Raw genomic sequence first — 19,204 nt, 5'->3', positions numbered from 1 at the left:
CCAGACATATCTTTCTCTATTGAAATGAATATCTCTGAAGTGTACCAAAACCGGTCAAGTTAATTGTCGCGAGCCGGCCAAGCTAATTGTCGCCTAATAAAATGCTAATAAGTCTTTTAATTCCAAATCATTTAATTCGATACATTGGCTAAAAAAGCAATAAGAACCAGCGGCTGTATAATTTGGAAGTGAATTAATTTGGCTATCTCTTCCCGTTTTTCTTTTTAAATAACTCATTTAATGACGAAATCCTGATTAAATACTCTATGTGCCAACGCCCAAATAACAGGCTAAGTAATGGTTGGCTAAAATTGTGTAGCGAAACGTAGCCAACTGTTAAGTGTCCTTGTTGATTTACTTAGCTTTAAATGGTCCCTGTAATTGAGAATGTATTGTTGAACCAACTTTTTCTAGAAATGGCTTACTTGCATTAGGTAGCACCATGACCTTAAGAGTAGAGAGGCGCATCCCCTTTAAGAAGTTATGCTTTAAATTGTTTAACCAGTTACCATCTTTATTGTTCATGTTAACCACAAACGTAGCAGTTTCTCCTTCGATTATACGCCAAGGGAATGCTGTAGTTTTTTGATAGTCGACATAGTCGGTACCAACACCAATAACTTTTTTTATTTTTGAATCGACCGGCTTGAAAGCGAATACATGACTGATTATCTACGACTACTGTTCTTAAACCTGTATTAGTAACAGTAATAATTAGTGATCTATTTTCATTTCCAAAATCGAAAATATCTGATGATATATTGATCGATGTTTTTCTACTCGACAAAGCTAGATATAACGATACAACTACAGCCGATATAGTTCCAATAGCAGAAAACCATGGAGCAAATGAATTAATAAACTTCCAATATTCAATACTCATAATGAAAAACATACTCCGATAAAGCTAACAGCTTAGGTAATCCCCCATAAAATTAATTTATTATCGCTTAATATCCCATAATTTCAATAAATTAGAAAGATTAAAATTGAAGTGAATTGTTCTAGTTGTGTATTGCTGAGACTTCTCAGTAATACACAATGTTTATGTTATTTCTATAAATATAGGTGGTTAAAGATATCCGTGGTTGATCGTAGATTATTACTAAGACTTCTCAGTAATATGATTCCATTAATTTATTAGAAAATATATCGCCATAAGCTTATTGAGAAAGTCGAAAAATAGCACGTTGGTCATTAAACAGCGAACGTCCGCTTTGGTGGCACAGCGGACTGGCTAATTTTCTTATCAGGTGACGCGTTTCTCATTATTTGTGACGATCCACATAAATTAATCTTTTAAGTAAAATATTTTAATTTACCTGATATAAGCTTTTATGAGTTATGTTTCATAGCAGGGATTAATAGCTTAGTTAACTCAAGTGTCGCAACTTCCTCACCGTCATTTTCTTGCTTTACTCTAAAAGGAATATAATTATGTTCAACACTTAACCAGAAGTGCGTTTTTCTTGAGCTGTTTTCTCTTACTCTTGACACTTTTAAAGTATCAATATCTCCCATTGGGGTTTTAATCGTTTCTCTGCCTGAATACTCGAATAAATAAGTTTTCACTGAACTTTTATCATAGACAAAATATTTTGAACCCTGAATTTTATTTTGTATGTCACACCTCATTTTTTCGATGACTAATAGCGGGTCGAATGTATTATCTTCCAAAGGAAGTGACCATTCTTTTTCCTTCTCTCTCCCTAAAACCACTCCTTTAGCATAGTCAAATTCAATGGTTTTATGCTTTGTTTTTCTTAATGTTCTTTCATCTTTGCCCAAATATTTCATTGGCTTTATTTGATTATTCTCGTATAGAAACTGGCTAGATTCTTCAGTGTTTATTGAATAGAAATATATTGATGCATCCGTTTTGAATGTTAGTGTATACAGTGAGTTATCATCGCTTGATAACCTTCGTAATGCCTTACCGTGTTTGTCACCTTTTCGATAAACATCATAATGAGCAGTATACTCCATTAAAACATCGTTTTTTAATGCGCTAAGTTGTTCAATATTTTGACCATAACAACTTACAACAAACAAGCAGTACATTGTACAAGTTCGTGAAATAAAATGAGAGTAACTAAACATGCTAACAAGACCTTTTTATTATTCAGAAAATTATTCGCTTTAAAAACATCTCTTTTTAACTCAAACCTCCCCTAACGTGAATTAATTTTTTATAAAAAGTAACATTTAAGTTTAAGCTAAGCCAATCTTAAGATCCCATTTTTATAATATCAAAGTTGGTCATAGACTTTCATGGGATGCATATAATTTATCATTCTTACTGTCGTTCTATGATTTTAGTTTTGATTTATAATTTATGGAGATGGTTTTTTGAATATTCTAAATAAGGAAGTATTAAGCAAAGTACCTGAAGTAACCTTGATTTTTTGGATAATAAAAATATTAGCGACTACCTTAGGGGAAACCGCTGGAGACGCTTTATCCATGTCAATGAACCTAGGCTATTTATACAGCACAGGTATACTTGCTATCTTTTTTTCTGTTGCTGTCATTGCTCAAATTTATACAAAACAATTCCATCCAATAATTTATTGGATAACCATTATTGCAACCACCACATTAGGCACAACTATTGCTGACTTTGTAGACCGATCATTGGGTCTTGGATATGCAGGTGGTACAACAATACTATTAACACTTTTATTAGCGTCTTTGTTTACCTGGCACCGAACCATGGGGTCTATCGCTGTCGATACGGTTAGTTCGCCAAAAACTGAAGTATTTTACTGGGTTACTATCATGTTTTCACAAACACTAGGAACAGCTTTAGGTGACTGGGTTGCGGGAACTCAAGGATTAGGATATTTGGCAAGTGCATTAATTTTTAGCTGCATTTTATGTGCTATTGCCTTCGCTTATTTTAAAACAAAAATATCGCGTGTTTATTTGTTTTGGATGGCATTTATTTTCACACGACCATTAGGAGCTGTAGTAGGTGATTTTCTTGACAAACCAATGAGTGAAGGTGGTTTAGGGCTAGACCGTTACATGGCAACAGCAACCCTTATACTTTTAGTGCTATTTTTTATATTTACTTTCAAACAAAAAGCATCAAAAAAAGTACATTAACTTAGCACTATTCTAAATTATCCTTTCATTTTTTATTATTAAGCAACAAATATAATTAACGAAGTAATTAATTATTTCGTTAATTATAAGTGAATCACCAGCTTAACCTAGAAGCAGAAAAACAATAAATCTTCAGTTTAATCTAGGGTAATTATCAGTTTACTCTAAGCCAATCTTAAGTTTAATTTTTTATTATAGGAACACTTATCAATAGGTGTTTTTTATGCAATTTTTTATTAAACCTTTCTCAGCAATTTTTTTTATTATTCTTATCATAGTACCAAAAGACGTTACTGGAGAAGAGATTTGTGATCAAACTCACAATGTAACTTTCGTCACCAATGACATTTTTGATCTATCTGACAAAGAAACAATATTCCTTCACGAATGGGCAAACTTTTTTCATATAAAAACAAAGAATATAACGCTATTAAATGAATCTGCTTTTTTTTTAGATAAATGCAAAGTAACTGAAGAAAATTTACAAGAACTAGAGCGACATCTACGTAGTAAAAAATATATTAGAAATGCTGCTGTAAAATATAACGAAAACAATAAAATTGAAGTTACAACTTGGGATAATTGGTCACTACTACCCACAGCCAGTGTTGGAAGAAAAGGTGGTAGCAATACGTTTTCAGTCGGTATAAAAGATAGGAATTTACTCGGACTAGGTATAGACACTGAAATTGAATATTACAGTAATGATCAACGTACAGGTTATGCAGTTCTCACCCAGTTTCCTTTGTTTTTAAAAAATAATATCAATGCAAATATACGGTTCAGTAATAACGATGACGGTACGTCTGAAGCGATATTAATACAAAAAAAGTTTGTCAGTTTTGATACCAAAAATGCATTTAATATTGGTTTTGACAATTTTAATCAAATAGACACGCAATATGAAAATGGTATTGAGTCAAACCAATATGCTCATCAGCAAAATTTTTCAACCGTTAGTTGGCATTGGCTTCATAGTAACTCATCAAAAAACACCTTACGTTTTGGCGTGGGATATACCAATGAAGAACATACCTTTTTAACTGTTCCCGACTCAACCATAGTTAGCACTATTCCCACCAATAGAAAGTTCAATTACCCATTTTTTTCAGTTGACTATCTACAAAAAGATTATAGAAAGCTCATAAACCTCAACTTAATTAATCACATCGAAGATTTTAATTTAGGTTGGCATGCTACGGCAAATATAGGCTCAGATTTTAGTAGTCACGAAGGTGCTCCAGCATTAATTTGGCAGTCAAATTTATCAAAAGGCGTAGATATACTTAAAAATTCCTTCTTATTCTTCGAGGCTAAATTTGAAGGAGAGCTATACCGAGACTCTGATGAACTAAACAGATTATTATTCTCATTTAATACTTCATACTTTCATAAGTTTAATGAGAATTGGGGGGCTTACTTTAATAATAACAATGTATTGAGCAAAAACCAGTTTATTGATACTCCCATCGTTCTCGGTGGAGAAACAGGTAATCGAGGATTTCCATTACAGTACCAACACGGTAAAAACAGCACTCAATTCACTGTCGAAGCACGCTATTACCCACACATCAACCTATATAAATTACTTGAATTAGGCGGAGCTGCCTTTATCGATACGGGCAAAGTATTTGGCCAATCAGAATTATCACAAAACCAGTCTCCATGGATGACATCAATCGGGATTGGTGCGCGATTTTATTCAACACACTCTAGCGAAGCACGTGTCATTCATCTCGATATTATCAAACCTATTACGGCCGATCCCAATGTGAATAGCATTGAATTTCGCCTAACCACCAAACATTCATTTTAAGGTTACCTAATGAAAAAACCAGTGAAAAAAATCATCACATACGTTAAACAGATATCCTTAACAACAAATCAATTGTTATTGTTAACCTGTGGCTACCTTACCCTTGTATTGAACATCCCTTTTTTAATGAAAATGGCCAGTGCAATCACAACATTAGATAATTACAGTGTACTGTTTTTACTATCACTGCCAATACTTTTGTTATCACTCATCATTATAATACAAGGAATACTTTCATTTAGATGGGTTACTAAGCCTATTCTAATCACAACGGTTCTTTGTTCATCTTTAATATTTTACGGCACAATGACGTATGGGATAGTATTTGACTACGGAATGGTACAAAACACGATAGAAACTGATACCGCTGAAGCGTTTTCTTACGTAAACCTATACGCTGTTTTATTTTTTACGCTATTTGGCGTCATTCCATCACTTATCATCTATACGGTTCAATTAACCTATAAACCCTTTTTTAAAGAACTATTAACTCGTGTAAAACTCATTGGATTAAGCCTTGTAACCGTACTTTTAATTGGCTTCTTTTTTTATTCTAATTACGCTGCTGTAGGGAGAAATAATAAAGAGCTTATTGGTTATATTATCCCTTATAAAATGGTGGACGCATCATTCAAATTTGTACGAAACCACTATTTTTATCCACCATTAGATTTTAAAGTGTTAGACACCGCACCATCAATTGTGCGCGATAATAATAGAAAACATGTCACTGTTATGGTGTTAGGCGAAACAGCTCGCGCTCAAAGTTTTTCACTCAATGGCTATAAAAAACCGACAAACCAATATACCGATAAGCAAGGCGTAGTTTCTTTCTCAAATATGAGTTCATGTGGAACGGCAACCGCTGTTTCAGTGCCCTGTATGTTCTCAAGATTGGATAAAAACAACTATGATAAACGTGTCGCTACAGCGCAGCAAAATGCAGTTGATATTATCCACTTAGCCGGAGCTGATGTTTTATGGATAAGTAATAATAACGGAAGCTGTAAAGGTGTTTGCACTCGCGTTAAAACACAACAAATTGATACCAACAAATCAAACCCTTTATGTGATGGAGAGTATTGCTATGACGAGGCGCTATTGAAGCCTTTGAGAGAAAAACTAGGTAACTTGACGCAAGAAAACACATTGATCGTACTACATATGATCGGATCTCATGGGCCTACCTATTTCAAGCGATATCCTAAAGATAAACGCGTATTTACACCCGACTGCCAGCGAAGTGACATACAAAACTGTTCTGAAGAACAGCTCGTAAATACGTATGATAATACCATTGCCTATACGGATCTTGTTCTCTCTAAAATTATAAACCAATTAAGTCAATTAGCAGATAAAGAAAACATTGAAACTTCTTTACTTTATATTTCAGATCATGGGGAATCTTTAGGTGAAAGTGGAGTGTATTTGCATGGACTACCCTACGCATTCGCACCAACAGAGCAAACACACATCCCTATGCTTTATTGGACAGATCCAATGCAAACAGACTTTGATCTTGGTTGTCTAAGCTCTTTGGCTAAATCCCCGATCACTCACGATAACGTTTTTGACACATTATTGAGTATTATGTCCGTTAAGACAAAAGTATATGATATTGAAAAAGATCCTTTCATTCAATGTAAGTCACAAAGTGCTATTGCAAGAGTTAATATGCCAACCCCATTAGAAATAAAGAGAGAAGACTAGTGTTTGACAATCAAAATAAGCCCAAGGGCATAAAAAGAATTTATTTAGCAACATTAAACTCATTACGAGCATTTCAATGGTTATATAAGCATGAATCTGCTTTTAGGCAAGAAGCATTATTATTAGTGTTAGCAATTCCAGTTTCATTTTTATTTGATATAAGTTTTAAAGAACAAATTGTATTAATACTTGCTGTCCTATTCATTATTTTTACTGAAATTATAAATACCGCTATTGAAGCTGTGGTAGATAGAATTGGTCTAGAGATCCACCCATTATCAGGTCTCGCCAAAGATTTAGGCTCCGCAGCAGTAATGATAAGCCTTATTGTTGCCAGTAGTGTTTGGTTAATTATATTAATTTAAAGGCTCTGTGAGCTTATTTTACTTGGAATTAAAGGGATAATAGATATGCAAGAAAAAAGTACACATCAATTTAATAGAGTTGCTGGCCTAACTTTACTTTTTTGGATAGTAAAAATACTATCAACAACGGTTGGAGAGACAGCCGCAGATTTCATAGTTGTAGACATGAGTTTAGGTCTTATGGGAACAACTATTTTGATGGGGTTAATTACCATTACTGCAATGTTTTGGAATTTTAGACAAAAAAAATATTTTGCACCCTCTTATTGGTTTTTGATAGTAATGATGAGTATCGAAGGCACATTGATAACAGATATTTTAGTTGATGACTTTTCAGTTAGTTTAATAACACTTGATATTATATTTGCGATTATGATGGCTACAGGTTTTTATCTATGGCATAAAACTGAAGGAACTTTATCTATTCATAATATTAACAATGATAAACGAGAAGTGTTTTATTGGTTAATTGTACTTATTACTTTTGCGCTAGGCACAGGGATTGGTGATACCGTATCTGAACATTTATCATTTGGGTATTTAAATTCGTTAATGTTATTTGGTGGCATTTTTGTTGTTTCCGGTGGATTGTTTTATGCAAAAATATTAGATGGTGTTACTGCATTTTGGGTAGCATTCATTGTAACTCGGCCTATTGGAGCATCGTTAGGTGACCTGTTTATACAAACACCTGATAGTGGTGGTATGGGGATAAGTGCAGGTACAATTAATATCGCATTCTTTACCATTATTATTGCCATAGTAGCTTACCTTTCTATAAGTAGAATAGATGCCACTAAAGATGAAATACATGATTAACACGCTTTTTTGTTGCCAGTTGTACTTGGTTTATTATATTAATTTAAATCAGCTTATTGGCTTTAATTCAGTTTAAATTAAGGAGATCTTAAGTTTAGTTTTTTAAGGTAAGCATTGTGTTTCATTAAAGATATTAATACCAATGTTTACCTCCATAATTACTTTATTACGTCCTTTCATATTATTTTCATTATTACTACTTTTTACTCTTTTTGTTTCAAGGGTTGGCTTAGGTCTGTGGCAAATTGATCGGTTTAATGATTTTGGCAGTGTTGTTACTCTACTCTTTAATGGTATGCGAATTGATTTAAGCACTTTAGGGTACGTATTAATTTTGCCAGGAATACTTCATCCTTGGTTGATGCTTTCTAGATTTCAAAATGTATGGCTGAAAATATTACGCATTATATTTGTCTTAATCTTTATGAGCGTATTATTTTTTGAATTAGCAACACCTGCTTTTATTATTGAATACGGTTTTAGACCAAACCGATTGTTTATTGAGTATTTACCTTACCCTAATGAAGTAATGAAAATGCTTATAAATGGTCACCTAGCAACACTAGTTATCGTTTTTTCTCTTCTAATAACTGCTGCTATATTCTCTTGGAAATTTATTAAGGTGCTTGTTAATAGCAACAATAAAAAAACAAATAATCCTATATTTGCTAGTTCATCAGCTATCTCGTTTATTGTGTTATTTTTTATACTTTTCTTATGCGCGAGAGGGACAATAGGACATAGGCCCATTAATCCAGCATTCGTGTACTTCTCTACTGATCCATTAATAAATTCTTTAACGTTAAATTCTATTTATAGCGTAGCCCATGCATTAAAGCAGTTTGGTAATGAAAAAAATGCATCTAAGTTCTATGGAAAAATGGATACGGATAAAATTATTAACCTTGTTAGACAAGAGACAGGTTTAGCAACTGATGCTTTTCTGAATAAAGATAAGCCATCAATGGCAATACGTACACCTACTTATCAAGGAAAGCCTAAAAACCTAGTAATCATATTAGAAGAGAGTTTGGGTGCTCAATTTGTTTCATCTTTAGGGGGACTCACCCTCACTCCTGAGATTGACAAACTCAATAACGAAGGTTGGGCATTTAAAAAGTTGTATGCCACTGGGACACGATCTGTTAGAGGCATTGAGGCAGTAATTACAGGTTTTACTCCCACTCCAGCTAGAGCTGTCGTGAAATTAGATAAATCTCAACGAGGTTTCTTCACAATCGCAAGCCTTCTAAAAGACAATAACTACACCACGCAATTCATTTATGGTGGTGAAAGCCACTTCGATAATATGAAAAGCTTTTTCTTAGGTAACGGCTTTACTGACATTGTTGACTTTGCGGATATAAAAAACCCTAATTTTGTTGCATCATGGGGAGCCAGTGATGGTGATTTATTTAATCAAGCAAATAGTGAAATAACTAAATTACATGCCGCTGACAAACCGTTTTTTACGTTGATTTTTACGTCAAGTAATCACGATCCTTTTGAAATTCCAGCGGGAATTATAACGCCAATTGAATATACGCCAGAGCAATTAACGCAATATAATGGCAAAGAATTAATGCGTCATAAAGCTATACAGTATGCTGACTACGCTTTAGGTGAATTTATCGGTAAAGCAAAAAAACAACCATACTGGAAAGATACCGTGTTTCTTGTGGTTGCCGATCATGATGCTAGAACAGGTGGTAAGAGTTTAGTGCCCATTCAAAGCTTTCATATTCCTGCTGTAATACTTAATTCAGGCCACGGACCTACTTCTGATGAAAGAGTTGTTAGCCAAATTGATTTGGCACCTACGCTATTATCTTTAATGGGTGTTACGAATGATTCACCTATGCTTGGCCATGATCTTAATAATCGTAATGCTCCTGGGCGAGCTATGATGCAATATGCCGATAACTTTGCTTATATGGAAGGTAATGAAGTCACTATCCTTCAGCCACAAAAAGAGCCACTTAATTTTGTTTATGATTTCAATGAAAAAAAACTAACATCTAAACAAATCAATCCTAGGTTAGCTGAAATAGCATTAGCGCATGTTTTATGGGGTAGCTTGGCTTACGAAAAGGAGTGGTATTCTAGTAAAGGTGATTAAGCCTTTGTGAAGCTCTCGCTAAATTCAATTTGCTTGAGCTTCATAGCTAAAAGCGCCATTCGTCAGATATAATATGTATTCTTTTTAAATTTAGCGATTACTAAACATTCTTCCATTGATAGTATATTCACCACTCAAAAATGGTTTTAAATACGACATGGCTATTTTCATAAAACACCTTCTTCTTTTATTCTTACTAGGTGTAAATCTACTGAATATCTCTTTGGCTCAACAATTACAGAAAGATGTATTGCAACAACCTATAAGTAGCGAGGAGTTTATTTCTCTTCACCAGTGTGAAAAAGAGTTCGAGTATGATGTGTTTTTAGCAGGTGCTAACGTTGGCAATTTTCATCGAGTAATAAAGTGGAACGGTATCGATAGTAAAATTAGTGCAGAAGTAAGCTCTACCGGACGTATTAGTATTCTTTGGCTCGATTCAACTTATATGCAAACAAGTTCGATGCTTTGGTTACCACAACATAATTATTTTATTACTCCTAATTTCACTCAAAAAATCACAGGTATAAGGGCAAGAGAAATGAAAGCTGTTACTTCTGATGAGGGAATTTTATCTACCGTTAACCTTGATGATGATATTAATATTTATCAGAATAATTACCCACTATATGACATTGATACTTTAGGGGCGCAGATAAGGGTTAATTTAATACAAAATAAAAAGAACTTCATACTATATCGTCAAGCAACTGATCAGATTAAAAAGTATCATTTTATAGTGGCAGCTAGAGAGGTTATTCACCATAAAAAGTGGGGGGAATTAAACGTAATTAAAATAAAAGAAGTGGGTGAATACAATAAAATGGTCTTATGGTTTTCTCCAAAACTTGACTATCAACTTGTTAAAGCAAAACTGGATGGATTTATTTCACCAATGATCTTTCTATCAAAATTCGCTACACAATGTGATATTAATAAATCATTACAGCATCAGCCTTAACAAGTCACACATAACTATTTTTCCCTGATGTAACCATCAGAACATCTCTATTATTAATAACAGTCGATTGCCCTCCTTTGAAATATGCACATTGATTATTGTAGAGTTATCATCTGCAAATTATATTCAATAAAACTGACTCACTACGGGTGATAACAACTATCTAAGCTTTCTTGATTATCGATATACCTTTCTATAGTCGAGTGGTCAATGCCATATTGGTTAACAAGAATTTTTTTAATTTGAGCTATACCATTATCGATTTGGTCTATCTCTAAAGTAACATGAGCTTCCAAGAATTTCTTATTGTCATCGAGTTGCCACACATGAATATGATTAACTTTTTTTACGCTAGTGATAGATTCAATCACAGTGCATAATTCATCAATATCAATGTCATCTGGTACTGCCTGCATTAGAATTTTAATAGTCTGTTTAGCCAATGATAAACCGTGGTATATCACATACATGGATATTGCGATTGTCGCGATGATATCAACAAAATACCATTGGTATAGAATAATAAGCGTACCTGCAACAATAACCACAATAGACGCAAAAGCATCTGACATGTTATGAATAAATACGGCTTTTAAATTTAAGTTGTTTTTCACCCCCGATCTATAGGTTAACCATGCTGTTACCGCATCTATTACCAAGGCAATTGTCGCAATCCAAACAACAATCCATCCATTTATCGGCTCTGGGTTAAAATATTTAGATATAGCTTCATAAATAAGATAAAAACCAACAATAATCAGCGTTGTACTATTGATTAACGCACCTATAATTTCAGCACGCTTAAATCCATAAGTCATATTACTATTAGCAGGCTTTCGAGCTATTTTTCTTGCGACAATGGCGATGAGAATAGCACCTGCATCGCTTAAATTATGTAGTGCGTCTGCTATAAGAGATAAACTACCTGATACAAGCCCACCAATTATTTGTACTACCGTTAGCAAAATATTAATAAAAACAGCAAAACTTAGTTTACCGTCATGTGTGTGGGAATGATCGTGACCATGGTGGTGCCCCATAAAAATAGTCCTTATTTGTTAACTTTACTTAAATTGTTGTAAGTATATTTAGCGTTCTAACCGAGGAAACAATCCCATAACTATTAAGAAATGGGATTGTTATTTATCTACCTCATTAACGACTTAACTCTTCTATTTTTTTCTTTGAAAACCAAGGATACAACACAGGTAAAACAAAGAGTGTCAGTAAGGTTGCAGTAACCAATCCTCCTACGATCACACTTGCCAGCGGTCTTTGTATTTCTGCGCCAACACCGTTAGACATTAACATAGGGATCAATCCTAAAGCCGAGGTGATTGCCGTCATAAGTACAGGTCTCAATCTTGAAGTGGCACCTTCAAATATTGCTTTAGAACTGTCCAAACCATCATTAATACGTTGATTAATACTTTCAACCATCACGACACCATTTAAAACAGCAACACCGAACAGCGTAATAAAACCAACAGAGCTTGGCACCGATAAATACTGCCCAGAGAGATAAAGCGAGAAAACACCACCAATAACAGCCAGAGGAACATTAACTAATATCAGCATTGCCTGACCCACCGAGCCAAAAGCAAAATAAAGCAGTAATGCGATTAGCGCTAAAGAAATAGGCACAACAATACCCAGTCGTTTTTGCGCTCGTTGCTGATTTTCAAACTGACCACCTACCACAATGGAATACCCGGTGGGTAGCTCAACCTTCTCTGCAATTGCCGTCCTAATGTCAGCAACGACACTGCCCATATCACGGCCTTGAACATTGGCCTGAATAACCACTCTGCGTTGAACATCATCACGTCTAATTTGCGGAGGACCCGATTGATAAGTCACAGTTGCCACATCACCTAAACGTACCCATGCACCACTAGGAGATTGCAGTCTAATATCAGCAATAGCCTCTATATTTTTACGATACTCCTCTGCTATGCGAACATAAATACTATAACGTTCATTACCGTTGATAATTTGTCCTGCTTCTATTCCACCAATACCATTTTGAACTACGTCCATAATGTCACCCACCGAAAGACCAAATCGCGATAATTGTAGTCTGTTTGGATCAATGACGAGTTGTGCCTCACCCACTATCTGCTCTAGTGCAACATCACGTGTACCATTAATAGTTTTGATTGCCGCTTCAATCTCTTGGCCTTTACTCGCCAATACATCGAGTTCTGGTCCAAAGAGCTTAATTGCCAGTTGCGCTTTCACGCCTGATAAAAGCTCATCGACACGTGTTGCTATGGGCTGAGAAAAGTTTAATAAAAGTCCAGGATGAACTTCTAATGCTCGTTCCATTAAATCTTGTAAATCATATCGATTAGAAGCGCTTGTCCATTGTGAAACAGGTTTTAAGCCGATGTAAATTTCAATGTTATTAACTGGCTCTGGATCTCCACCAATTTCCGCTCGACCAATTCGACTTAATGCATACGTTACTTCTGGAAACGCCATTAATTTTTCTTCAAGTATAGGCGCTACCGACAAGGCAGTTTCCAAACTAGATGATGGCGCTAACGTGGCTCTCAAGTTAATGGTGCCTTCCTCCAATTCAGGTACAAATTCAGTGCCTATTTGAGGAATAATTGCTAGCGCTGATATCACAAGCAGAACAGAGGTAATAATGACCAACTTTGTTCTGGTTAGTGCAATTTCAAGCCCTTTCTTATACCATTTATCTAACGGTTTAAGCACAAAGCTTTCCCGTTGTTTTACGCCTTTTTTAAACATAAACGTTGCTAAAGCCGGAACGACTAATAGTGCAACCATAATGGCAGAGACTACCGCTAATATTATGCTAATAGCCATCGGCTGAAATAGCTTAGCCTCAACACCTTCAAAGCTAAATAATGGCATAAAAACAACAATAATAATGGACGCTGCAAAAAAGACAGGACGAGCAACTTCTTTACCTGCCTGTTTTAATCGTAAGTCTATACCATGGTCATCTCCCTCTACTCGGTGAGGATCTTCATCTTCATGAGGGACACGTGACTCTACATTTTTTAGATGGGTCGCATCTGGCCTATTAAGATGGTTAAACATATTCTCAACCATCACCACAGAGCCATCAACCAACATACCAATGGCAACAGCGATACCACCTAAAGACATTAAATTAGCAGAAATCCCCCACCAAGCCATCACCATCAAGGCAATACTAATTGATATTGGGATAGAGATAAGCACTAGAAACGTAGCTCTTAAATTCATTAAGAACAAAGCAATTACAATGACAATGAAGATAAAAGCGAGTGCCAATGCTTCAACAACCGTATTAACTGCTTTTTCTATTAAGTCGCCCTGGTCATAAAATGCTTCAAATCTCACCCCATCAGGCAACGCTTGATTAATCAAATCAATCCGCGAGTTGATGCCATCAATAGTCGCCTTGGTATTGGAACCCATTCGCTTTAAGACAATACCTGAGACTACTTCACCTAGTTGCTCAACATTACCGTTTTCAGCTCGCCTGGTCATTGTGGCTGCACCTTGGCGAATTTCACTGCCTAACTCAACTTTAGCAACATCAGCTACCGTAACAACGGTTCCATCGACACTTTTTACAGGGACTTGTTTAATGTTTTCTATGCCTGCTTCACCACTTTTAAACCAACCAGTACCCCTAACGACTAACTGTTCTTGGCCTCGGTTCATATACCAACCGCCCACATTAGCATTATTGCGATCTAACGCTTGAACAACATCGTCTTGAGTTATTTGATAAGAAAGTAATTTAGAGGGATCTACATTGACTTGATATTGTCTAACATTACCACCAAATGACAGTACATCCGTGACACCATCTACTGGCATTACCAGTAATTTAACAATCCAATCATTTAAGCTTCTTAAAGACATTGAATCATATTCAGAGCCTTTGTCTGCGATAAGTAAGTATTGATAAACTTGGCCTAACCCCGATGTATTTGGCCCCATATCCGGTGTACCAACACCCTTTGGAATGAGTTCTTTTGCTGCTTGTAGCCGCTCAAACACTAGCTGCCTAGCAAAATAAATATCTGTGCCTTCCTTAAAGACAACAGTTACACCAGATAATCCTGTTTTAGATATAGAACGCACTTGCTCAACATCGGGTAAAGCATACATTACCGCTTCAATAGGATAAGTAATTAGCTGCTCAACTTCCTCCGCAGCTAACCCTGGAGCCTCTGTATTTACGGCTACTTGCACGTTTGTGACATCAGGAAAAGCATCTAAATTAAGCTTAGGGATAACCATAACCGCACCAATTAAGGTGACAATTAAAGCAATTAATACCAGTAGTCTATTATTGATAGACCAATCAATCATTTTATTAAACATATTGATTACTCCTAGTGATTGTGCGGATCAAATCCGCCTTTAGCTATTTCAGAAGCAACAAAGAAAGCACCTTTTGTCACCACTTTACTACCGCTTGGTAAACCAATAATTTCTCGGTAATCGCTGAATGTTTGCCCTAATTCAACCTCTATAGCGTTAAACTCACCTGGGTGGTCTTCAACAAAAACGGTCCAATCACCATCAGCCCCACGTATTAAAGCATCTTCAGGTACAGCCATCACTTGAGTATCAGTTTCAAACTGAAAATTTACTTTGACGAACATGCCTGAATGTAAATTGTCATCCTTGTTTTTGACCGATAATCTTACAATCCGTGTTCGAGTAATCGGATCGATAGTGTGTGCTTCTTGAATGACTTTAGCCTCATAATCCTGCCCATCTAAATTCACAATAGCAGGTGAATTTATAGATAAACTCAGTTTTTTGCTAGGCGCAACTTTAGCCTCTACCCACAAGTCATTTTCATCGGCTAAAAGCATAATTTCATCACCCGGTGCAACACGCTGTCCTTGAGAGAAATCATCACTTAACACAATACCCGCACGTTGAGCGGTTAAAGAATATTGCCCAAATGAAGTGGTATTACTCTTTGAAATGGTTTTAATCGCATCATCTGTTAAACCAAACGCAATAAGTCTCCCATAGGATGCATTAAACGTTGTTTCCGCATTCAGTAATCGACTCTCACTTATTGTTTGTTTTCCAAGCTTTTTAATACGCTGCCACTCAGTTGAAGCAATGAGGTAGTCAGCTTGAGCTTGAGCCATTGCTTCACTAAAAAGCGTAACTAAATTTTGATCTTTATTAACATGCTCACCCAATATTGCGTGTCTTTTTATGATGACAGACTCAGTTCGAGGCGATACAACATAGCTTTTATAACCATTAACTTTTATTTCACCTGGGGCATAGACAGTGTTGAAATGTACCTTAGGTAAGATCGACTCAACAAGAATGTTAGCTACCGACATTTTTTCTGGTGATAGCGTTATGCCTTCTTCAGACTCCGTATGCCCTTTATCTTCCGTTTCACCATTATGTTCCTCTTTCTGCACCGATGTGACTTGAGATTTCGGCAATGAAGCATCAATAGCTTCTGCCGAGTAGGCATTGCTAGTTACTCCCATAAAAACGGAAATAAGTGTAATAATTGATATTTTTTTTCTGTTAAATTTTTTCATAATTCTCACCAATAGCGTTATCTACTAATTTTAGATAACGAGGTTTTATATTTTTAAATGGGATATTTGGCCGATGCTTAAAAGAAAAGAAATTTCTCTTAACTTAAACTGCATCTCCAATTCAATACCTGAATAAAGGCCATCAGCTCGTTGAGATAAGCCAGTAAGGTAATCTGACGTACTAATGTCACCCGATTCCCAGCTAACGTTTAAAAGCTTGGCACTGTTATCTGCTCGTCCTGCCGTTAAAGTACGCCATTGTTCAAAGTACTTTTTACTCGTCAAGAGTGACTCGTAATTCGCCTTTGCAACAAAGGTTTGTTGGCGGTAGACAGATTGAAATTTTGCTTCAGCAGCTAACGCTTCACTATAGGAAGCTTTGATCTCATCAGAGTAGTTATTTCTAATATTGATAGGCATAGAGAAGGTAATACCGACAATATTTTCTCGGTCATTTTTCCCTGCACTTAACCCTATGGTTGGATCAGCCTTAGACGTTTTCTCAATGAGTTGAGTGGATATTTGTTTAACTTTCCACTCTGTTTTGGCCAACTCTACAACAGGGTGTTGAACAATCCAATTCGGATCGATTCTGTAATTAGAAAGACCTAAGCCATTTACAGGTATAACCACTTTCTCAGGAGTCCAATCAGGCAATAATTCCTTAATTTTCACTTCTGTTTCTTTCAATTTCATTTGGTTTTCTGAAATTGAGATGAGTGTTTTGGAAAGGTTCAGGTAGATTAACTCAACATCGAGAGGCTCTAATATGCCTGCCGATTTTTTTTCGTCAACGATGGTCAAAAGCCGCTGCAATTGGCGTTCTTGTTCAAAAGCCAACGCTGCATTCTTTTGAGCGAACTGCCACTTTATCAATGCAGTTAATGCATCAGCTTTCGTTTGTTCAAAAATTGCTTTGAAGCTGTTTTGATCAGCAACATAGGATAACTTTCCAATATTTTCATTGATGGATTTTTTATCATTTAAATCGATGGTTTGACTGAAACCGATTGAATAATTATTGCCATCACCTTCTCTTTCATAACTTGTTTCAAGATTAGGATTATAAATTGGCTGATTTAAACTTTTCGCTTTAAATGCTGAAGAATTTAATAATTCTCTCGCTTCTATTACTGCCGGATTTTTATTAACTTGGGAATCCACCCAAGTATCATTTTGGCGGTTTTGTGCAACCGATTCAAATGATAGAGCAGCAAAGCTCACAAGCAGGACAAAACCTGCATAAATTTTAAATATACACATATAATATTTTCTTAATTTGAATTAAAAATTTAGCCGAAAACGGCCCAAAAAAGTTAAGTCAAATAAAAAATGGGAGGACGGAACGTTGTTTCTATATATGTTGAAGGGGATTTCACAAGATAAAGAGAAGATTCAAAGGATTTAGCACTAAAAATTTCAATTGCGTTTTTAACCGTCATCCAGACTGAGTGAGAGGCACTACAATGGCCGCAGTGATGACAATCTTTAATATCATGTCCAGCTTCGTCTGCTTCCTGAAATGCATTATCGTTGGCATGTACATGCACAGATTGAAGGTGCTCAACATCTACTTGATGGTTTTCAGCAGGTGAAGCAATAGAAGCGAACGATTGTAAAACAATCGACACTAATAAGAATATGCTTACTAACAACCTATTTTTCAAAAAGTATTCCAATGAAATGTTATTTCCTAATATAGTCTGTCAAGCTATTAACCTAAAGTCAAAACTTAACGTGATTTTCAAGTATGATTTTTCAATAATATAATTTAAGAGAAATTTTTTACACCTTAAATGTTACAACAACATTAAGCTAAGATTTCAATTTCAAGATACGTCTTGCCCCGTTGAGAACCACCATAGCAATGATGAAACCAATGATAAGATCTGGATAACGTGAACCAGTAAACGCCACTATCACTCCCGCAATTATAACCCCGACATTAGCAATAACGTCATTGGCTGAGAATATCCAACTGGCTTGCATATGAGCACCTGTATCTTTTTTATTAAAAATTAAAAACAAACAAACGACATTCGCAAATAAAGCTAATAAACCAATGGTAATCATTAAGCTAGAAACGGGTTCACTACCATAAATAAAGCGCCTGACCACTTCGCTTAACGCGCCTAAAGCTAAAATAATTTGTAGCCAACCCGATGCATGGGCTATTGATAGTTTACCCTTAACACTTCGACCAACCGCTATAATGGCTAGACCATAAACCGCAGCATCAGCTAACATGTCAAGTGAGTCCGCAATTAAACCCGTTGATTGTGCTATCCAGCCCAGAATAATTTCTACAAAAAACATCAAACCATTAATGATTAACAACCAGCGCAATACGCGAAATTCTTGAGCTTCATTGTCTTTTGCTGCGTCATGTACCGCTAAAGTTTCTTCATGACTACTCTCTTTTGTGCTGGATAAGCTTGCACCATAAGAGAGTGATTCAAGCTTAGTTGTTATTTCTGCTAAATTATCATCGTGGTACACGGCAAGTTTTCGGTTAGGAATATCAAAGACTAACCCCACTTTTGGCACAACATCTTCAAGTATCAAACGGATCATTCGCTCTTCTGAAGGACAGTCCATTTTGGGAATAGTGAATTCACTGACAAATTTACCCGACAGTACTTCTTGAATATCATTTTCGGGTGTCATTTTTGTTTGGCATGAATCGCTACAGCATTTTGACATACTTAAATTCTCTGTTATTTCTCCGCCAAGGAGGAAGTGAAGCAA

At 35.7% G+C, this 19,204-nt stretch carries 14 protein-coding genes; 7 read left to right on the top strand and 7 right to left on the bottom strand.

Annotated elements, in window-relative coordinates; genetic code table 11:
• Window positions 1–1,335: 1,335 nt before the first annotated feature.
• The gene (locus FCS21_RS04785) at window positions 1,336–2,052 is read right to left on the bottom strand and encodes a DUF3108 domain-containing protein (RefSeq protein ID WP_171035629.1); all 717 of its coding nucleotides are present in this window, start codon (window positions 2,050–2,052) and stop codon (window positions 1,336–1,338) included.
• 297 nt (window positions 2,053–2,349) lie between these two features.
• On the opposite strand from FCS21_RS04785, the gene FCS21_RS04780 reads away from it, so the two are divergent.
• The 7 genes from FCS21_RS04780 to FCS21_RS04750 all read left to right on the top strand — a co-directional run bounded on the left by FCS21_RS04780 (window position 2,350) and on the right by FCS21_RS04750 (window position 10,898).
• On the top strand, window positions 2,350–3,108 hold the full coding sequence (locus tag FCS21_RS04780; protein WP_138620917.1) for a COG4705 family protein: 759 nt from the start codon (window positions 2,350–2,352) through the stop codon (window positions 3,106–3,108).
• Between the two features lie 223 nt (window positions 3,109–3,331).
• Entirely contained in the window at window positions 3,332–4,924 is a 1,593-nt protein-coding gene (locus FCS21_RS04775; protein WP_138620915.1) for a ShlB/FhaC/HecB family protein, read from the top strand.
• 9 nt (window positions 4,925–4,933) lie between these two features.
• The gene (locus FCS21_RS04770) at window positions 4,934–6,634 is read left to right on the top strand and encodes a phosphoethanolamine transferase (RefSeq protein ID WP_246047007.1); all 1,701 of its coding nucleotides are present in this window, start codon (window positions 4,934–4,936) and stop codon (window positions 6,632–6,634) included.
• Window positions 6,634–6,999 (top strand): diacylglycerol kinase, encoded by a 366-nt coding sequence (locus FCS21_RS04765; protein ID WP_138620913.1) that lies wholly within the window; start codon window positions 6,634–6,636, stop codon window positions 6,997–6,999. Before FCS21_RS04770 ends, FCS21_RS04765 begins: the two co-directional genes overlap by 1 nt.
• A 45-nt stretch (window positions 7,000–7,044) precedes the next feature.
• Window positions 7,045–7,818: a COG4705 family protein gene (locus FCS21_RS04760; RefSeq protein ID WP_138620911.1), complete on the top strand. Its 774-nt coding sequence runs from the start codon at window positions 7,045–7,047 to the stop codon at window positions 7,816–7,818.
• Window positions 7,819–7,960: 142 nt separating this feature from the next.
• Window positions 7,961–9,937, top strand: coding sequence for an LTA synthase family protein (locus FCS21_RS04755; protein ID WP_171035628.1), 1,977 nt, complete (start codon window positions 7,961–7,963; stop codon window positions 9,935–9,937).
• Window positions 9,938–10,094: 157 nt separating this feature from the next.
• On the top strand, window positions 10,095–10,898 hold the full coding sequence (locus tag FCS21_RS04750) for a DUF3108 domain-containing protein (protein WP_138620909.1): 804 nt from the start codon (window positions 10,095–10,097) through the stop codon (window positions 10,896–10,898).
• Window positions 10,899–11,041: 143 nt separating this feature from the next.
• Here the strand turns inward: FCS21_RS04750 and FCS21_RS04745 are convergent, their stop codons facing one another.
• The 6 genes from FCS21_RS04745 to FCS21_RS04720 all read right to left on the bottom strand — a co-directional run bounded on the left by FCS21_RS04745 (window position 11,042) and on the right by FCS21_RS04720 (window position 19,159).
• Window positions 11,042–11,938, bottom strand: coding sequence for a cation diffusion facilitator family transporter (locus FCS21_RS04745; protein WP_138620907.1), 897 nt, complete (start codon window positions 11,936–11,938; stop codon window positions 11,042–11,044).
• A 115-nt stretch (window positions 11,939–12,053) separates the two neighbouring features.
• Window positions 12,054–15,254 carry an efflux RND transporter permease subunit gene (locus FCS21_RS04740; RefSeq protein ID WP_138620905.1) on the bottom strand — a complete coding sequence of 1,067 codons (3,201 nt, stop codon included), beginning with the start codon at window positions 15,252–15,254 and terminating at the stop codon, window positions 12,054–12,056.
• A gap of 11 nt (window positions 15,255–15,265) precedes the next feature.
• Entirely contained in the window at window positions 15,266–16,456 is a 1,191-nt protein-coding gene (locus tag FCS21_RS04735) for an efflux RND transporter periplasmic adaptor subunit (RefSeq protein WP_138620903.1), read from the bottom strand.
• Between the two features lie 45 nt (window positions 16,457–16,501).
• Complete coding sequence (locus tag FCS21_RS04730; protein ID WP_138620901.1) at window positions 16,502–17,719, bottom strand: TolC family protein; 1,218 nt, start codon at window positions 17,717–17,719, stop codon at window positions 16,502–16,504.
• 53 nt (window positions 17,720–17,772) lie between these two features.
• A complete protein-coding gene (locus tag FCS21_RS04725) occupies window positions 17,773–18,135 on the bottom strand; it encodes a hypothetical protein (RefSeq protein ID WP_138620899.1) in 363 nt (120 codons plus the stop codon).
• Between the two features lie 136 nt (window positions 18,136–18,271).
• Window positions 18,272–19,159, bottom strand: a complete 888-nt coding sequence (locus tag FCS21_RS04720) for a cation efflux transmembrane domain-containing protein (protein WP_138620897.1) — start codon at window positions 19,157–19,159, stop codon at window positions 18,272–18,274.
• Window positions 19,160–19,204: the final 45 nt, after the last annotated feature.

The organism is Colwellia ponticola, assembly GCF_005885605.1.
Taxonomy (GTDB): domain Bacteria; phylum Pseudomonadota; class Gammaproteobacteria; order Enterobacterales; family Alteromonadaceae; genus Colwellia; species Colwellia ponticola.
Note: the sequence above shows the minus strand (reverse complement) of the source record. Positions and strands in the feature narration are given on the sequence as shown.